The organism is Mesorhizobium sp. WSM4849, from assembly GCF_055811385.1.
In genome coordinates this window covers 31696-46625 of sequence record NZ_JBVVPW010000030.1, presented here as the reverse complement: position 1 = coordinate 46625, position 14930 = coordinate 31696, and the positions used below count along the sequence as shown (strand labels likewise).

The window sequence follows — 14930 nt, the reverse complement described above, 5'->3', positions numbered from 1 at the left end:
TGGCGGAGCTATGGCCTCAGATGCCGCCGTACCAGTCGTAGCCATTGTCCTCCCAGTAGCCGCCCTTGCCGCCGCCGATAGCGGCGAAACCGTCGACCAGCTCGATCTTGCGGAGATATTTCGGCATCTTGTAGCCGATCTGGCGCTCGACGCGGACACGCAGCGGCGCGCCGTTCTCGACCGGCAGCGGCTTGCCGTTCAAGCCATAGGCAAGGATCGTCTGCGGGTGACGGGCATCGATCAGGTCGATCGACCCGTAATATTTGATGTCGCCGGACAGGCTGCGGTCGATCGTGTCGAGGCAATGGAACATCACGTAGCGCGCCTGCGGCTTGACCACCGCCTGATCCAGCACCAGCGACAGCGGCGTGCCGGTCCATTTGGCGATGCAACTCCAGCCTTCGACGCAGTCGTGGCGGGTGATCTGGGTGCGGCTTGGCATGTTCATCAGCTGCTCGCGGGTCAGCGACAGCGGCTTTTCGACAAGGCCGGAAACCTCGAGCCGCCAGTCGGCGAAATTGTTGGCGAGCAGGCCCTTGTAGACATCGTCGTCCGGCGCGGTGACGCCGTTCGGCCGCTGCGGCTGGCGAATGTCGGCTTCGGTGAATTCCGGCGCCAGCGAATCGCCGGCGAGCAGACGTTGCGCGCGCCACGTCAGTCCGTTGGCGGCTTCGAGGAAGCTGCGCAGGCCGTCGCCGACGCGAAGCTGGCTGTCGAAGGCATCGCAACCCGACAGCATGATACCGGAGACGCCGAGGCTGGCCGAGGTCAGGAATTTCCTGCGGCTGATCACAAACTTCGCCATCTCACGCACTCCTTTCCGGCGCCTTGCCGCGATGCGCCGGCGGATCGGTTCGGTACCAGCCGGTGATGATGGAACGCAGCTCGTTGATCGGGCCGGCGGCGAAGATCATCAGCATATGGATGATGAAGAAGGCGACGAGCAGCAGCATTACAATGAAATGAATGGTCCGCGCCGTCTGCCGTCCGCCGAGCAGATCGTTGAGGAACGGCAGCGCCGCGTTCATGCTCGGCGACATGGCAAGGCCGGTGATGATCATCAGCGGCAGCAGCACGAACATTACGCCGCCATAGGCCATCTTCTGCAGCGTGTTGTATTCGCGCGTGTGACGGAACTTGAGCCTGGCATGATCGACGATGTCTCGCGGCAAACGCCTGAGATCGTCGATGCGCGGGGCCAGATCGCGGCGCAGATGGCCGTTGACCAGGCTGGCGACCAGCCACACGACCAGTGTCGTGGTCAGTATCCAGGCGAAGAAGAAATGGACAACGCGGGCTGTGCCGAGGTCATAATAAGAGGGGATCGTCGCCCAGGACGGGAAGGCGCGGGACGTCTCCCGACCCGCCGGCCCCGACCAGCCGAGCACACCGGTTGTGTCGAAGCGTTTGCCGAAGATTTCGGTGTAGCCGCGCGGGCCGTTTGCGGTGTTCTCGGCGCCAATGGCGAAGACGGTGTTGTTGTACGCAAATCCCGACTCCTTGCCGATATAGAGCTGTGGGCGGGCGTTGAAGATCTGCAGGCCGGAAAGCAGCATGAAGAACAGCGAGATGGCCCAGAGCCAGTGCGTCAGCCGCGTCCAGCGCGACTGCCGGTAGATCAGCGTCGCATCCTTCGGGAGGGCAGTATCTGGCCCGACGGTGGATTGGCTCCTGGCAACCGATTCCATTCTTTCGCGTCCTCCCGGCCGTTCAGTCGGCCTTTCCGATCGTTCTCCTCCCAATACGTTGCCAGCCAAAGCGATGTTTCATCCGATCACGGAATTATTACGAGCTGCCCGATACTACCGGCTCCCGAGACTGACGGCGAGGTTGACCGCTGCGGCGACGATCACTGTATTGAAAAAGAACGACAGGATCGAATGCAAAAGCACGATGTGACGCATTTGCGTGGTCGAGACCGCGGTATCGGAGGTCTGCGAGGTCATCCCGACGGTGGTCGAGAAGTAGAGGAAGTCCCAGCCGTCCGGCCGTTCCTTACCGGCAAATACGAGACCGCCGACCGGCTTTTTCTGTTTCGCTTTGCTGCCGGGGTTGGTCTCTTCATCGTTGACCCAGTAAACATGCGCGTAGTGCAGCGCTGTCATGGCGTGGATGGTGAACCAGCCGAGCGGGATCGACAGCAGCGCGAAGGTGAGTTCGACAGGGTGCGCGCTGCCCTCCCGATTGATCAATTGGAACAGCGAGATGATGGCGACGGTGACGACAATCAGCGTCACCGCAAAGATGACCAGCACCGGCTGGTCGGTGGCCCGCGCGTTCTTGCTCAGATAGCGGTCGGTGAGCAGCGGCATCTGGGCGACGACGATGACGGTGTAGGCGGCGAAAAACGCATTGGCGCCGATCGAAAGGGCCAGCGGAGTGCGCAAGACCAGCGCGATCGCCAGTGCCACTACACCGATGCAGGCCGACACCGCGAACTGCATGTGGCGGTGCAGTGGTTTCTTCAGGGGCAGCTCGGTCGTCATGGCCCGGCCTCTGATGGCGGTCCGTCTTCTACGGTGCCGAGCGTCCTTTCGGACGCGAAAGGACACTGTAACACTTTTGAAATCTGCGCATGATCCTTTCCGAACCGAAGGTGGCGAAGCAAAAAATCGATTCCGATTTGCGGCGTGCGTTAGAAAACCCCGCCGATCCCAATGCCGCCGCTGATGTCGGGCGGAGGTGCAACCGGGCGCGAGGATTGCTGCTGCGACCTTGCGGCTTTTCGGTTGCCCGCCCCCTTGCGCGCCGGAGCCGCCTCTGATGCCACCTTCGCCGGCTTGATCTTCCGCACGACCACCGGATCCTTGCAAACCCGCCCGGAGTGCAGGAACAGGTCACTCAGGAGTTCAACCGTAGGCTCGGTCGCAGATGCGGTTCTCGCGGTGTTTTTGTAGTAGTTGGCGAGCGCGCGCACGGAGCCCTTGCCCCAACTTCCGTCCACTGTCATCCGATAGCAGCCCAAACGTCGCAATTCGGTCTGGATGCTGCGCGCGAGATCGGTCGCTTTTTGGGAATCCGTTTCAGTCGCCGAAGTACCGACGATCAGCGCTTCAAGTCCGGAGACGATGCTCTGCCTGGCCCCCTCGAGGCTGGCGACCTGCGTGCCGGCGGGCTTGGCCGCAGCGTCGGGTAAGGGCGAAACCTCGACCGAACGCAATGTCTGGCCAACGATCAGCACGGCCGTCTGCAGGTCGTTGGAAGCGAGCTCGACCTTCAACCTCTCCTTGGCGGCAGGATCGGCCAGGATGCGCGACAGGCTGGCGCTGAGCTGGGCCGGGTCGAGCACTTGCTGCTCGGTGAAGTAAAACTGCTCGCGAAGGTTCGACTGATCCCACGGAACCTGACGCCCGATGGTGATTGCCTCGGTCTCGTTGCGCACCCGGATCATCATATCCGAAATGCTGAGCCCGGGAATTTCGACGTTCTTCAACAATGCCGTGGTGAAGGGGCTGTTGTCGCCCGAGCCGTCGACAGCAACGTTGCCAGGCTGTGTTGCAAAGGCAATGAACGTGTTTTCACCGACTTCGATCTGCGCGAGGCCGTCCATGGCGCTGGGGCCTTTGCCCATCGGGTTGTTACGACAGGCATCAAGAAACACGAAGGTCTGCCTTTCACGGCTGGCAAATCTCGAAATCACATCGTTGAGCTTGACCGCGCCCGCGATCAACTCCTGCAGGTTCTCGGCGTTGGGCGTATCGACCGGCAGAAGATAGTTCTCGCCCCCGAGTTGCACGCCGTGGCCAGCGTAGAAGATGAGGACAGCGCTGGCGCCTGCCAACTTGCCCTCGGCTTGTTTGAAAAGCTCGGTGAACCCGTCGGACGACAGGTTGGTTGCCGTTAGCACATCGAATTTCAGCCTCTTCAGGCTTTCAGAAAATCTGGTCGCGTCGCTTGCAGCATTGGCCAGATGCGGGAGACGGGCGCTCCGGTAGTCGGAGTTGCCGATGACGATCGCGAGCCGCTTGCCTGGCTGTGGCGACTGGCCTTCCTCGACCGCGGCTCGAACGCCGAGGGATCCGAAAAGGGAAACCAGCAGGACCACAGCAATGCGCAGGAGAAGACGGTAGCTCATGGCAAGGGCTCGTTTCGGCGCGTGACATCTTCAAGTCGCCGAAGTGTCCGCCCGACCGAAGACCGCCGCAATTTTTACACCAGAACCCAAATCAAAGGAAGCGTAAGGCGCAACCCAGCCTTCGATCTGGCCGAGCTCGGTTTCTAGAGATGCCGTGGGGTCCAGCCGGACGATAGCCGCCGCAACCATTTCGGCCCGCCGGAAGCCAGCGGTCCAGACGAAATCATATCCACGCCAGAGATAATTTGTTATGCTCCTACCAGCGCTGGCGTAGTGTTGCACCCGCATCTACTGCAGTCAGTGATGTTTTTCATAGTTCAACTGCGCATTGCATGTCCTGATATTTAAGCCAGATGACACAAGTAGCAGGGGAGGGGGACAATGAAAGGCAGGAGTTGGTGTTTGCGCCTGTGCGCGAGTTCAATTTCGATTGGTGCTGCATTGGTTTTGCTGCCCTCGAAGGCAAACGCCTGTATCGACGACAGTGAGGGCGGCTTTCAGGCGGACTGCTACGTCGGCGTGACCGTCAATAGCGCGATTGTCGACACGTCCCTGGATGCTCTTCTCAAATTGTCCGACGACATCATCCAGGCGGAAGTCGGCCCCGCAATCGCAGCTCCGCCGGCCCAGTCTTCACCGTTCGGCGTTTTCGCTTCCGGCCAGTTGGCCCACACGGAGCATGACGGCTTCACCGTTTCGGACGATTTCGACGTCTTTGACGGACCGAGCTTCGACGTCGAAGAATTCTCCGCTGCCGCCAGTGTCGACTTCAACGCGGCAAAGCATTTCGGATTCGACAGCGAGCACGGATTGAATCTGGGGCTGTTCGGCGGTTATGCCTCGGCTGACGTCAATGTCGACGTTTTTGGTGTCGGTGACGCGACCAACAAAAGCGGCATGTTCGGCGGCTATGGGCTTTATCGTAAAGGCACCAGCTATGCTCTTGTGGCCGCCTCGGCGTTCCTGGGCAACACGGACGTCAAGGGAAATGACGGCAGCTACGACACGCAAGGCTACGCGATAACAGGGTCGATCGGCCGCATCTTCAACTTGACCGATCGCATGCGTTTCGATCTTCGTGGCGGGCTGTTGGGCGTTACCTTTACCGGCGACGCATACACGGACGACGCCGGCACTGAGTTTGGAAAGAGCCGTTTATCGTTTGGCGCGATCAAGTTCGACCCTGGGGTTTACGCGGATTACCAGCTCGGAAACGGCATGGTCATCAGCCCTTATGCGCGCGCGGATCTGCAGCAGCGTTTCGGCTATTCGAACACGGCAAGCGTTTCTGGTCTGAAGAGCGATTTTGAGGATGCGGACTTCTCGGTGGCGCTGTCCTCCGGCTTCAATCTGAAGATGTCTTCATCGACAACCGTCAGCACTGAAATTCGCGGCAAATGGTCCGAGGACAGTTCAACCGTCAGCGGCAAGCTGGGCCTCAAGATCGCGTTCTAATCCGGTGCGGCGGATTTCAACGCACGCCGCAAGATGCGGTCGAGCTCGCCGAGAAAACGCGAGCGGTCCTGCGGCGCGAAACTGGCATTGTAGCCCTTGCTTTCGCCGGTCTCGCGCAGATGCTGCTTGAGGTCGCGCATCGCCACCGCCATGCCGATCGTTTCCGGCGTGAACGGGCGCCCGGTCGGCCCAAGCACATGGGCGCCGAGCGCCACCGTGCGGGCGGCAAGCGGGATATCTGATGTCACAACGATGTCGTTGGGCTTGGCATTGTCGACGATCCAGTCGTCAGCCGCGTCGGCGCCCTTGGACACGACGACGTTGCGGATCATCGGGTCACGTGACGGGCGCAGGCCGCCATTGGAGACGAAGGTGACGACGACGCCATGGCGCTCGGCGACTTTCTCGACCTCGGCCTTCACCGGGCAGGCATCGGCGTCGACGTAAACGGCGGGTGCGGACATGGTTCATTCCAACGCGTATGAAGCCGGGCGATTTCGCCAAGCCCCGTCGATGATATTCGAGTGGTCGCTATCCCCGCAACGCTCCGGACCTGTTGGTGCAGCGCAGTCGCTTCAAAGGTCGGCGCCGCCCCTCATCTGCCTGCCGGCATCTTCTCCCCGTATAGTCACGGGGAGAAGGGGCTGGCCCAATCTCGGCTCGCTTTCTGCAACGCTGGAGATAGGCGAAATCCTTTGCGAAGGCGTCTTTCTCCCCGTTACTATACGGGGAGAAATGCCTGGCAGGGCAATGAGAGGCAGCGCAAACCTGAAGCGATTGCCTTGCTTCTTCGCGGTCCAAGTCGCGGTATCAGCGGCTGGTGGTTCTCGTCAGTAAACAACCACGCTCCTGATGCTCTTGCCCTCGTGCATCAGGTCAAAACCCTTGTTGATGTCCTCCAGCTTCAGCGTGTGGGTGATCATCGGGTCGATCTCGATCTTGCCGTCCATGTACCAGTCGACGATCTTTGGCACGTCGGTGCGGCCCCGCGCGCCGCCGAAGGCGGTGCCCATCCAGGTGCGTCCGGTGACGAGCTGGAACGGCCGCGTCGAGATCTCCTGGCCGGCGCCGGCAACGCCGATGACGACCGACTTGCCCCAGCCGCGATGCGATGCCTCAAGCGCCTGCCGCATCACCTTGGTGCTGCCCGTGCAGTCGAACGTATAGTCGGCGCCGCCGATCTGGTCGGCGCCGCGCTTGGTCATGTTGACGAGATAGGGCACGATGTCGCCGTCGATCTCCTTCGGATTGACGAAATGCGTCATGCCGAATTTCTCTCCCCATTCCTTCTTGTCGTTGTTCAGGTCGACGCCGATGATCATGTCGGCGCCGGCGAGGCGCAGCCCCTGGATGACGTTGAGGCCGATGCCGCCGAGACCGAAGACCGCGGCCGTGGCGCCGATCTCGACTTTTGCAGTGTTGATCACCGCGCCGATGCCGGTGGTGACGCCGCAGCCGATGTAGCAGATCTTGTCGAAGGGTGCGTCGGGGTTGACCTTGGCCAGCGCGATCTCGGGCAGCACGGTGAAGTTGGAGAAGGTCGAGCAGCCCATATAGTGGAAGATCTTGTCCTTGCCGATCGAGAAGCGCGACGAGCCGTCCGGCATCAGGCCTTGCCCCTGCGTGGCGCGGATCGCGGTGCACAGATTGGTTTTTCTGGACAGGCAGGACGGACATTGCCGGCATTCCGGCGTGTAGAGCGGGATGACGTGGTCACCCTTCTTGACCGAGGTGACGCCCTTGCCGACATCGACGACAATGCCTGCACCCTCATGGCCGAGGATCGCCGGAAAGATGCCTTCGGGATCGGCGCCCGACAGCGTGAATTCGTCGGTGTGGCAGATGCCGGTCGCCTTGATTTCGACCAGCACCTCGCCGTCGCGCGGTCCGTCGAGGTCGACCTCCAGGATTTCCAGCGGCTTTCCGGCGGCGACAGCGACAGCGGCACGGGTTTTCATCGGGGCTCTCCTCTCAGGGGCAAGTCTGCAATCGGGGCCGAGCATTAGCGTATCTGCAGGTTCTGGACTATGGGACGAATTGACAGTTCGTTGCCGGGTTTTGGCCGGCGCCGGACGACTTGCGCCCGGGGATATGCGCCAACTTGCCTTGACCGGCCGGGCGAAGCCCATAAAAGAAAGGCAGCCGAGGGAACGCAACCCGCATGTTCACAAAAATCCTGGTCGCCAATCGTGGCGAGATCGCCTGCCGCGTCATCAAGACGGCGCGCAAGATGGGCATTGCCACCGTGGCGGTCTATTCGGATGCCGATCGCGACGCCGTGCATGTCGAGATGGCCGACGAGGCTGTGCATATCGGGCCTTCGCCGGCCGCTGAGAGCTATCTGGTGCCGGAGAGGATCATCGCTGCCTGCAAGGCGACAGGTGCTGAAGCCGTGCATCCCGGCTACGGGTTTTTGTCCGAACGCGCATCCTTCTGCGAGGCGCTGGAGAAGGAGGGCATCGTCTTCATCGGCCCGAAACCCAGAGCGATCAGGGCGATGGGCGACAAGATCGAGTCGAAGAAATTCGCCAATGCAGCCAAAGTCAGCACGGTGCCGGGCTGGCTCGGCGTCATCGAGAATGCTGGTCATGCCGAGAAAATAGCCGGCGAGATCGGCTACCCCGTGATGATCAAGGCCTCGGCCGGCGGCGGCGGCAAGGGCATGCGCATCGCCTGGAGCAAGGCCGAGGTGCGCGACGGGTTCGACCGGGCGCGGTCGGAGGCCAAAAGCTCGTTCGGCGACGACCGCGTCTTCATCGAGAAGTTCGTGGTCGATCCGCGCCACATCGAGATCCAGGTGCTGGCCGACGCGCATGGTAACGCGCTTTATCTCGGCGAGCGCGAATGCTCGATCCAGCGCCGCAACCAGAAGATCGTCGAAGAGGCGCCTTCGCCCTTCCTCGACGCCAAGACCCGGAAAGCCATGGGCGAGCAGTCGGTGGCGCTGGCGAGGGCGGTCGACTATCAGAGCGCCGGCACGGTCGAGTTCATCGTCGACAGCGAAAAGACCTTCTATTTCCTTGAAATGAATACGCGATTGCAGGTCGAGCACCCGGTAACCGAGCTCATCACCGGCATCGATCTGGTCGAGCAGATGATCCGCATTGCTGCCGGCGAAAAGCTCGTCATCAAGCAAAGCGACGTCAAGCTGAACGGCTGGGCGGTGGAAAGCCGGCTCTACGCCGAGGACCCGTATCGCAATTTCCTGCCGTCGATCGGCCGGCTGACGAGATACCGGCCACCGGAAGAGGGACGGTTCGGCGAAATCGTCGTCCGCAACGATACCGGCGTCACCGAAGGTTCGGAAATCTCGATGTTCTATGATCCGATGGTCGCCAAGCTGTGCACCTGGGCGCCTACTCGGATCGCGGCAATAGACGCCATGTCCGTGGCGCTCGACAGCTTCGTCGTCGACGGCATCGAGCATAACATGCCGTTCCTGGCGGCGCTGATGCAGCATCCGCGCTGGCGGGAAGGGCTGATATCGACCGCCTTCATATCAGAGGAATATCCTGATGGCTTCGCGCCGATCGTGCCTGATAGCGAGGAGAAGGCGGTGCTGGCAGCGATCGCCACCGCGGTCGAACTGCTGCGCCGCGATCGGCTCGACCGGCTGGGCGGGCGGCTGGCGCCGCATTCGGGTGTCCTGAAACGCGACTGGGTGGTCAAGATCGGCGGGGATTACCTTTCGGCGTCGGTTATCGAAGGTATGATCTCCATTCCGATGGAGTTCGGTCTGTCGATCGACGGCGGCAAGGCGCTGACGGTAGCCTCCGACTGGCGTCCGGGCGATCTCATCTGGCGCGGCACGGTCGGCGACCGAAGAATCGCGGCGCAGATCAGGCCGGTACCGAACGGGCTTCGCATCGCCTGGAAAGGCATGTCGGTGACCGCACGCGCCATGCTGCCGCGCATCGCCGAGCTCGAAAGGCTGATGCCGGAAAAAGTGGCGCCTGACACCTCGAAGATGCTGCTCTGCCCGATGCCCGGCCTCGTCGTGTCGATCGCCGTTGCCGAAGGGCAGGAGGTCAAGACCGGCGAGACGCTGGCGGTGGTCGAGGCGATGAAGATGGAAAACGTGCTGCGCGCCGAGCGCGATCTCACCGTTTCGAAACTCAGGGCAAAACCGGGCGACAGTCTCGCCGTCGACGCGGTGATCATGGAATTCGCGTGAGGCTGAAAACAAAAAAACGGCCTCGGCGGCGGATCATTGGCGCAACATAACTGCCGTCACTTGTCAAGTTGAGCCACTGGCAGCTACAAGGCAATCGCCTTAGGTTTGCGCTGCCCCTCATTGCCCTGCCGGGCATTTCTCCCCGTATAGGGACGGGGAGAAAGCTGCCTTTCAAAGGATTTCGCCAATCACCAGCGTTTGCAGAATGGGTGCCAAGGTTGCGACCAGCCCCTTCGCCCCGTCACTATACGGGGAGAAGGTGTCGGCCGGCGGATGAGGGACGGCGCCACAATTGGCCGGTCGAGCGCCCGCTCTCGCTGGACTCGCATCGTCCGGTGCCGGACAATACGTCTTCATCGACTGAGTCCTTTCAAGCGGCGCTAAAAACCATGGCGAATGAGACACTTCCACGCGACCCGTTGCGACGTGAGGCCTTTGTCAAGGCGTCGCGGCCGGAACTGCCGGCGCGGCCGTTCATTCATCTGCGCGTGCATTCGGCCTATTCGCTGCTCGAAGGCGCATTGCAGCTCGGCACGGTCGTCGGCCATGCGGTGAGGGATGACGCCCCGGCCATCGCCGTCACCGACACCAACAATCTGTTCGGCGCGCTCGAATTTGCGCAGAAGGCGGTGAAGGAGGGTATCCAGCCGATCATCGGCTGCCAGACCGCTCTCGCCTTTTCCGGTGAAGCCAGCGACAGCCAGCGCGACCGCAGGCGGCAAGGCCCGGAGATGCGGCCGGTGGTTTTGATCGCTGCGACCGAGGCCGGCTACAGCAATCTGGTCAGGCTGGTCAGCCGGGTCTATTTGCAAACGCCGCCCGGCGAGGCCGTGCATCTGACGACCGAGATGCTGCAAGGCCATTGCGACGGCCTGATCTGTCTCAGCGGCGGGCCGCGCGGCCCGATCGGCAATGCCTTGAAGGAGGATCGCCGCGATCTCGCCGAGACGCGGCTTTTGGCGCTCAAAGCGCTGTTCGGCGACCGGCTCTATGTCGAGCTCGAGCGGGTTTCCGGTTATGACCGGGCCATCGAGAAATCGTCAGTCGATCTCGCCTATACCAACGACTTGCCGCTGGTCGCCACCAATGAGGCGTTTTTCTCCTCACGCGACGACTATGAGGCGCATGACGCGCTGATCGCCATCGCCGAAGGTTCGGTCGTCGCCGTCGACAATCGCCGCCGCCTGTCGCCCGACAACTTTCTGAGGAGCCAGGCTGACATGGCGAGGCTGTTCGCCGATCTGCCGGAAGCGATCGACAACACCGTCGAGATCGCGCTGCGCTGCTCCTACTATCCCAAGACCCGCAATCCGATCCTGCCGCGCTTTGCCGGCGGCGATGTCGCCGACGCTGATGCGGCGGTGAAGGCGGAGGCGCAGGAGCTTGCCAGACAGGCGCATGAAGGGCTGGAGGCGCGGCTCGCGGCGCACGGTCTGGCCCCTGGCTACACAGTCGAACAATACCGCGAACGGTTGGAGTTCGAACTCGGCATTATCGAGAAGATGAAGTTCCCCGGCTATTTCCTGATCGTTGCCGACTTCATCAAATGGGCGAAGGCGCAAGGCATTCCGGTCGGTCCGGGCCGCGGTTCGGGCGCCGGCTCGCTGGTTGCATATTCGACGACCATCACCGACATCGATCCGCTGCGCTTCTCGCTGCTGTTCGAGCGCTTCCTCAATCCAGACCGCGTGTCGATGCCCGACTTCGACATCGATTTCTGCCAGGACCGGCGCGAGGAGGTCATCCACTACGTCCAACAGAAATACGGACGCGACCAGGTCGGCCAGATCATCACCTTCGGCACGCTGCAGGCCCGCGCGGTGCTGCGCGATGTCGGACGCGTGCTGCAGATGCCCTATGGCCAGGTCGACAAGCTCTCTAAGATGGTGCCGTCGAACCCGGCCAATCCGGTCAAGCTCGCCGACGCCATCGCCAACGAGCCGCGCTTTGCCGAAGAGGCCGAACGGGAGCCGATCGTCCAGACGCTGCTCGACATGGCCCAGAAGCTGGAAGGGCTCTACCGCCACGCCTCGACGCACGCCGCCGGCATCGTCATCGGCGACCGGCCGCTATGGGAGCTGGTCCCGATGTATCGCGACCCGCGCTCCGACATGCCGGTCACCCAGTTCAACATGAAGTATGTCGAGCAGGCCGGGCTGGTGAAGTTCGACTTCCTCGGCCTGAAGACGCTGACGGTGCTGGAGACCGCGGTCAAGCTGATCCGCCGCCGCGGCATCGAGATCGATCTCGCCCACATTCCGCTCGATGACCCCGACACCTACGCCATGCTGTCGCGCGGCGAAGTGGTCGGCGTGTTCCAGGTGGAAAGTGCCGGCATGCGCAAGGCGCTGATCGGTATGCGGCCCGACTGCATCGAGGACATCATCGCGCTGGTCGCGCTTTACCGGCCGGGACCGATGGAGAACATCCCGACCTACAACGCCAGAAAGCATGGCGAGGAGGAGATGGCGTCGATCCATCCGAAAATCGACCATCTGGTGAAGGAGACGCAAGGCGTCATCGTCTACCAGGAGCAGGTGATGCAGATCGCGCAGGAGCTTGCCGGCTATTCGCTCGGCGAAGCCGATCTGCTGCGCCGCGCCATGGGCAAGAAGATCCGCGCCGAGATGGACAAGCAGCGCGAACGCTTCGTTTCGGGCGCGGTTGAACGTGGCGTCGGCAAGCCGCAAGCCGACTTCATTTTCGACCTGCTGGCAAAGTTCGCCGACTACGGTTTCAACAAGTCGCATGCCGCCGCCTATGCAGTCGTCTCCTACCAGACGGCCTATCTGAAGGCGCACTACCCGGTCGAGTTCCTGGCCGCGTCGATGACGCTCGACATGGGCAACACCGACAAGCTCGCCGATTTCCGCCAGGATGCGCTGCGCCTCGGCATCGATGTCGTGGCGCCGTCGGTAATGACCAGCTTCCGCGCCTTCGAGGTCGGCGAGAACCGAATCTTCTATTCGCTGGCCGCGCTCAAGGGCGTCGGCGACGCGGCGGTCGAGCACATCGTCGCCATGCGCGGCGAAAAACCGTTCAAGAGCCTCGCCGATTTCTGCGAAAGGGTCGATCCGAAGATCGTCGGCAAGCGGGTCTTCGAAAGCCTGATCATGGCCGGCGCGCTCGACTGCTTCGGCCACGACCGCGCCGCGATGATGGCGGGCGTCGAGCGGATGATGGGGCTGGCGTCGCTGGCGCAGCAGAATGCAATGTCGGGCCAGCACGATATTTTTGGCGCCTCGCTCGGCGCGCAGTCGCAGGCGCTCAATCTGCCGGCGACCGACCCGTGGCTTGCCGCCGACCGCCTGCACCGTGAATTCCAGGTGGTCGGCTTCTATCTCTCGGCGCACCCGCTGGACGAATACAAGGCGGCGCTGCAGAAGATGCGGGTGCAGACCTGGGCCGAGTTCTCGGCCGCCGTCAAACGGGGTGCTGCCGCCGGGCGGCTTGCCGGCACCGTCACCACCAAGCAGGAGCGCAAGACGCGCACCGGCAACAAGATGGGCGTCGTGCAGTTTTCCGACACGTCGGGCCAGTATGAGGCGGTGCTGTTTTCCGAGGGGCTGGCGCAGTATCGCGACCTGCTCGAGCCCGGCCGTTCGGTGGTGATCACCGTTTCGGCCGAGGACAGGCCCGAAGGCGTCAACCTGCGCATCCAGACCGTGCAGTCTCTGGAAGACGAGGCAAGCCGTATCCAGAAGGCCTTGCGCATCTTTGTCAGGGATGACCGACCGGCGTCGGCGATTCAATCGCAGCTTACCCAGCGCGGCGACAGCCAGGTGAGTATTATCGTCATCAAGGATGAGGCGCAGGGCGAGGTCGAGATCGAACTGCCCAACCGTTACCGCGTCTCGCCACAGATCGCGTCGGCCATGCGCGCGGTGCCGGGCGTGGTGGAAGTGGAACTGGTGTGAGCTAACGACCGTATTCCGCCAGCCCGGTCGCATTGCCCGGTGACGATGCCGCTGGTATTGTGAGCTCGGCGGCCTGGGTCTTTTTGGCGGCCAGGGGAGCTGGTCATGGATGAGCGGGATGCCGCTGCCGAACTCCAGAAAATGGTCAATGGGTTCCAGGTATCTCAGGCGATATGCGTCGCCGCCACGCTGGGCATTGCAGACCATCTCAAGGACGGAAAACGCACCAGCGGCGAACTGGCCGCGCTGACCAATACCCATCCGCAGGCGCTCTACCGGCTGCTGCGCGCCCTTGCTTCGGTCGGCGTGTTCCATGAAGCGGAAGACCGCTTCTTCTCACTGACCCCGGTTGGCGGCGCGTTGCGATCCGATGTTCAGCATTCGGTCGCGCCGTGGGCGATTCTGGCCGGACGGCCGTATTTCCGTCGGGCATGGAGCGATCTTCAGCACAGTGTCGGCACCGGCGAAAACGCCTTTCGCCACGCTCATGGCAAGGGCGTTTGGGAATACCGGGCGGAGCATCCGGAAGAGTCCGTCATCTTCGACCGGGCGATGACGGCCACGTCGCGTGGCGTCGCCGCTGCGGTGATCGCGGCCTATGACTTCCGGCCGTTCTCTGTCGTCATGGATGTCGGAGGCGGGCAGGGCGCGCTGCTTGCCGAAATCCTCCGCCGCAATCCCGGCCAGCGCGGCATTCTTTTCGATCAGCCGCAGGTCGTGACGAAGGCCGGCCCGGTCTTTGAGGCTGCGGGCGTGGCCGATCGCTGCGACATCGTCGCCGGCGATTTCTTCGTCTCGGTGCCCGAGGGCGCCGATGCGATCGTGCTTAAATGGATCCTGCATGACTGGGACGACGACACAAACATCCGGATCCTGAAAACCTGCCGCCGGGCGATGCGCCCAGAAGGCAAGCTGCTGGTGCTCGAGAGCATTCTGGCGGCGCCCAACGAAGGCGCCAGCGCAAAATTTGGCGATCTGAACATGCTGGTCATGCCGGGCGGGCGGGAGCGCACGGCGGAAGAATTCAGGTTGCTGCTTGCGGCGTCGGATTTTCGGGTCGCGAATATTGTTGAAGCCGGACCTCGCATCAGTGTCATCGAGGCGGAACCGGTCTGACTGCTTTCCGGGTCTGAAACTACCCGACGAAGGCGACTGAAATGCGAGACTAGAGCGCGGGTTTTGTGGGGACAAAAACCCCGCGGTGGGGATTTGGTTTAAACCAATTTTGGGGACCCCAAACAAAAAGGTTTGGGGGAAAAATATAAGACGCGGCCCCATAACCGGGGTTTGTGGGCTTTTTATTGAGATT

The 14930-nt window shown here is 62.2% G+C and carries 10 protein-coding genes; 4 read left to right on the top strand and 6 right to left on the bottom strand.

The window, feature by feature from the left end:
* Nucleotides 1-16 precede the first annotated feature (16 nt).
* From AC0L3L_RS27645 to AC0L3L_RS27630, 4 genes are all read right to left on the bottom strand, one after another.
* Nucleotides 17-805 carry a molybdopterin-binding protein gene (locus AC0L3L_RS27645; protein ID WP_123150710.1) on the bottom strand — a complete coding sequence of 263 codons (789 nt, stop codon included), beginning with the start codon at nt 803-805 and terminating at the stop codon, nt 17-19.
* A gap of 1 nt (nt 806) precedes the next feature.
* Nucleotides 807-1688 carry a cytochrome b/b6 domain-containing protein gene (locus AC0L3L_RS27640; protein ID WP_473487251.1) on the bottom strand — a complete coding sequence of 294 codons (882 nt, stop codon included), beginning with the start codon at nt 1686-1688 and terminating at the stop codon, nt 807-809.
* 114 nt (nt 1689-1802) lie between these two features.
* Nucleotides 1803-2486 carry a DUF1345 domain-containing protein gene (locus AC0L3L_RS27635; RefSeq protein ID WP_473487252.1) on the bottom strand — a complete coding sequence of 228 codons (684 nt, stop codon included), beginning with the start codon at nt 2484-2486 and terminating at the stop codon, nt 1803-1805.
* Between the two features lie 149 nt (nt 2487-2635).
* A complete protein-coding gene (locus AC0L3L_RS27630) occupies nt 2636-4075 on the bottom strand; it encodes a caspase family protein (RefSeq protein ID WP_473640120.1) in 1440 nt (479 codons plus the stop codon).
* A 381-nt stretch (nt 4076-4456) separates the two neighbouring features.
* Here AC0L3L_RS27630 and AC0L3L_RS27625 point away from each other — a divergent pair, with 381 nt between their 5' ends.
* On the top strand, nt 4457-5530 hold the full coding sequence (locus AC0L3L_RS27625; protein WP_473640118.1) for an autotransporter outer membrane beta-barrel domain-containing protein: 1074 nt from the start codon (nt 4457-4459) through the stop codon (nt 5528-5530).
* Here the strand turns inward: AC0L3L_RS27625 and AC0L3L_RS27620 are convergent.
* Both AC0L3L_RS27620 and AC0L3L_RS27615 read right to left on the bottom strand, forming a co-directional pair.
* Nucleotides 5527-5994, bottom strand: a complete 468-nt coding sequence (locus AC0L3L_RS27620; protein ID WP_473487255.1) for a YaiI/YqxD family protein — start codon at nt 5992-5994, stop codon at nt 5527-5529. The two genes, AC0L3L_RS27625 and AC0L3L_RS27620, sit on opposite strands and share 4 nt — an antisense overlap.
* Before the next feature lie 366 nt (nt 5995-6360).
* Nucleotides 6361-7488 (bottom strand): S-(hydroxymethyl)glutathione dehydrogenase/class III alcohol dehydrogenase, encoded by a 1128-nt coding sequence (locus AC0L3L_RS27615; protein ID WP_473487256.1) that lies wholly within the window; start codon nt 7486-7488, stop codon nt 6361-6363.
* 203 nt (nt 7489-7691) lie between these two features.
* Here AC0L3L_RS27615 and AC0L3L_RS27610 point away from each other — a divergent pair, with 203 nt between their 5' ends.
* From AC0L3L_RS27610 to AC0L3L_RS27600, 3 genes are all read left to right on the top strand, one after another.
* Complete coding sequence (locus AC0L3L_RS27610; RefSeq protein ID WP_473487257.1) at nt 7692-9704, top strand: acetyl-CoA carboxylase biotin carboxylase subunit; 2013 nt, start codon at nt 7692-7694, stop codon at nt 9702-9704.
* Between the two features lie 389 nt (nt 9705-10093).
* Nucleotides 10094-13621 (top strand): DNA polymerase III subunit alpha, encoded by a 3528-nt coding sequence (gene dnaE / locus AC0L3L_RS27605; protein WP_473640116.1) that lies wholly within the window; start codon nt 10094-10096, stop codon nt 13619-13621.
* Between the two features lie 105 nt (nt 13622-13726).
* A complete protein-coding gene (locus tag AC0L3L_RS27600; protein ID WP_473640115.1) occupies nt 13727-14737 on the top strand; it encodes a methyltransferase in 1011 nt (336 codons plus the stop codon).
* The last annotated feature ends 193 nt before the right edge of the window (nt 14738-14930 follow it).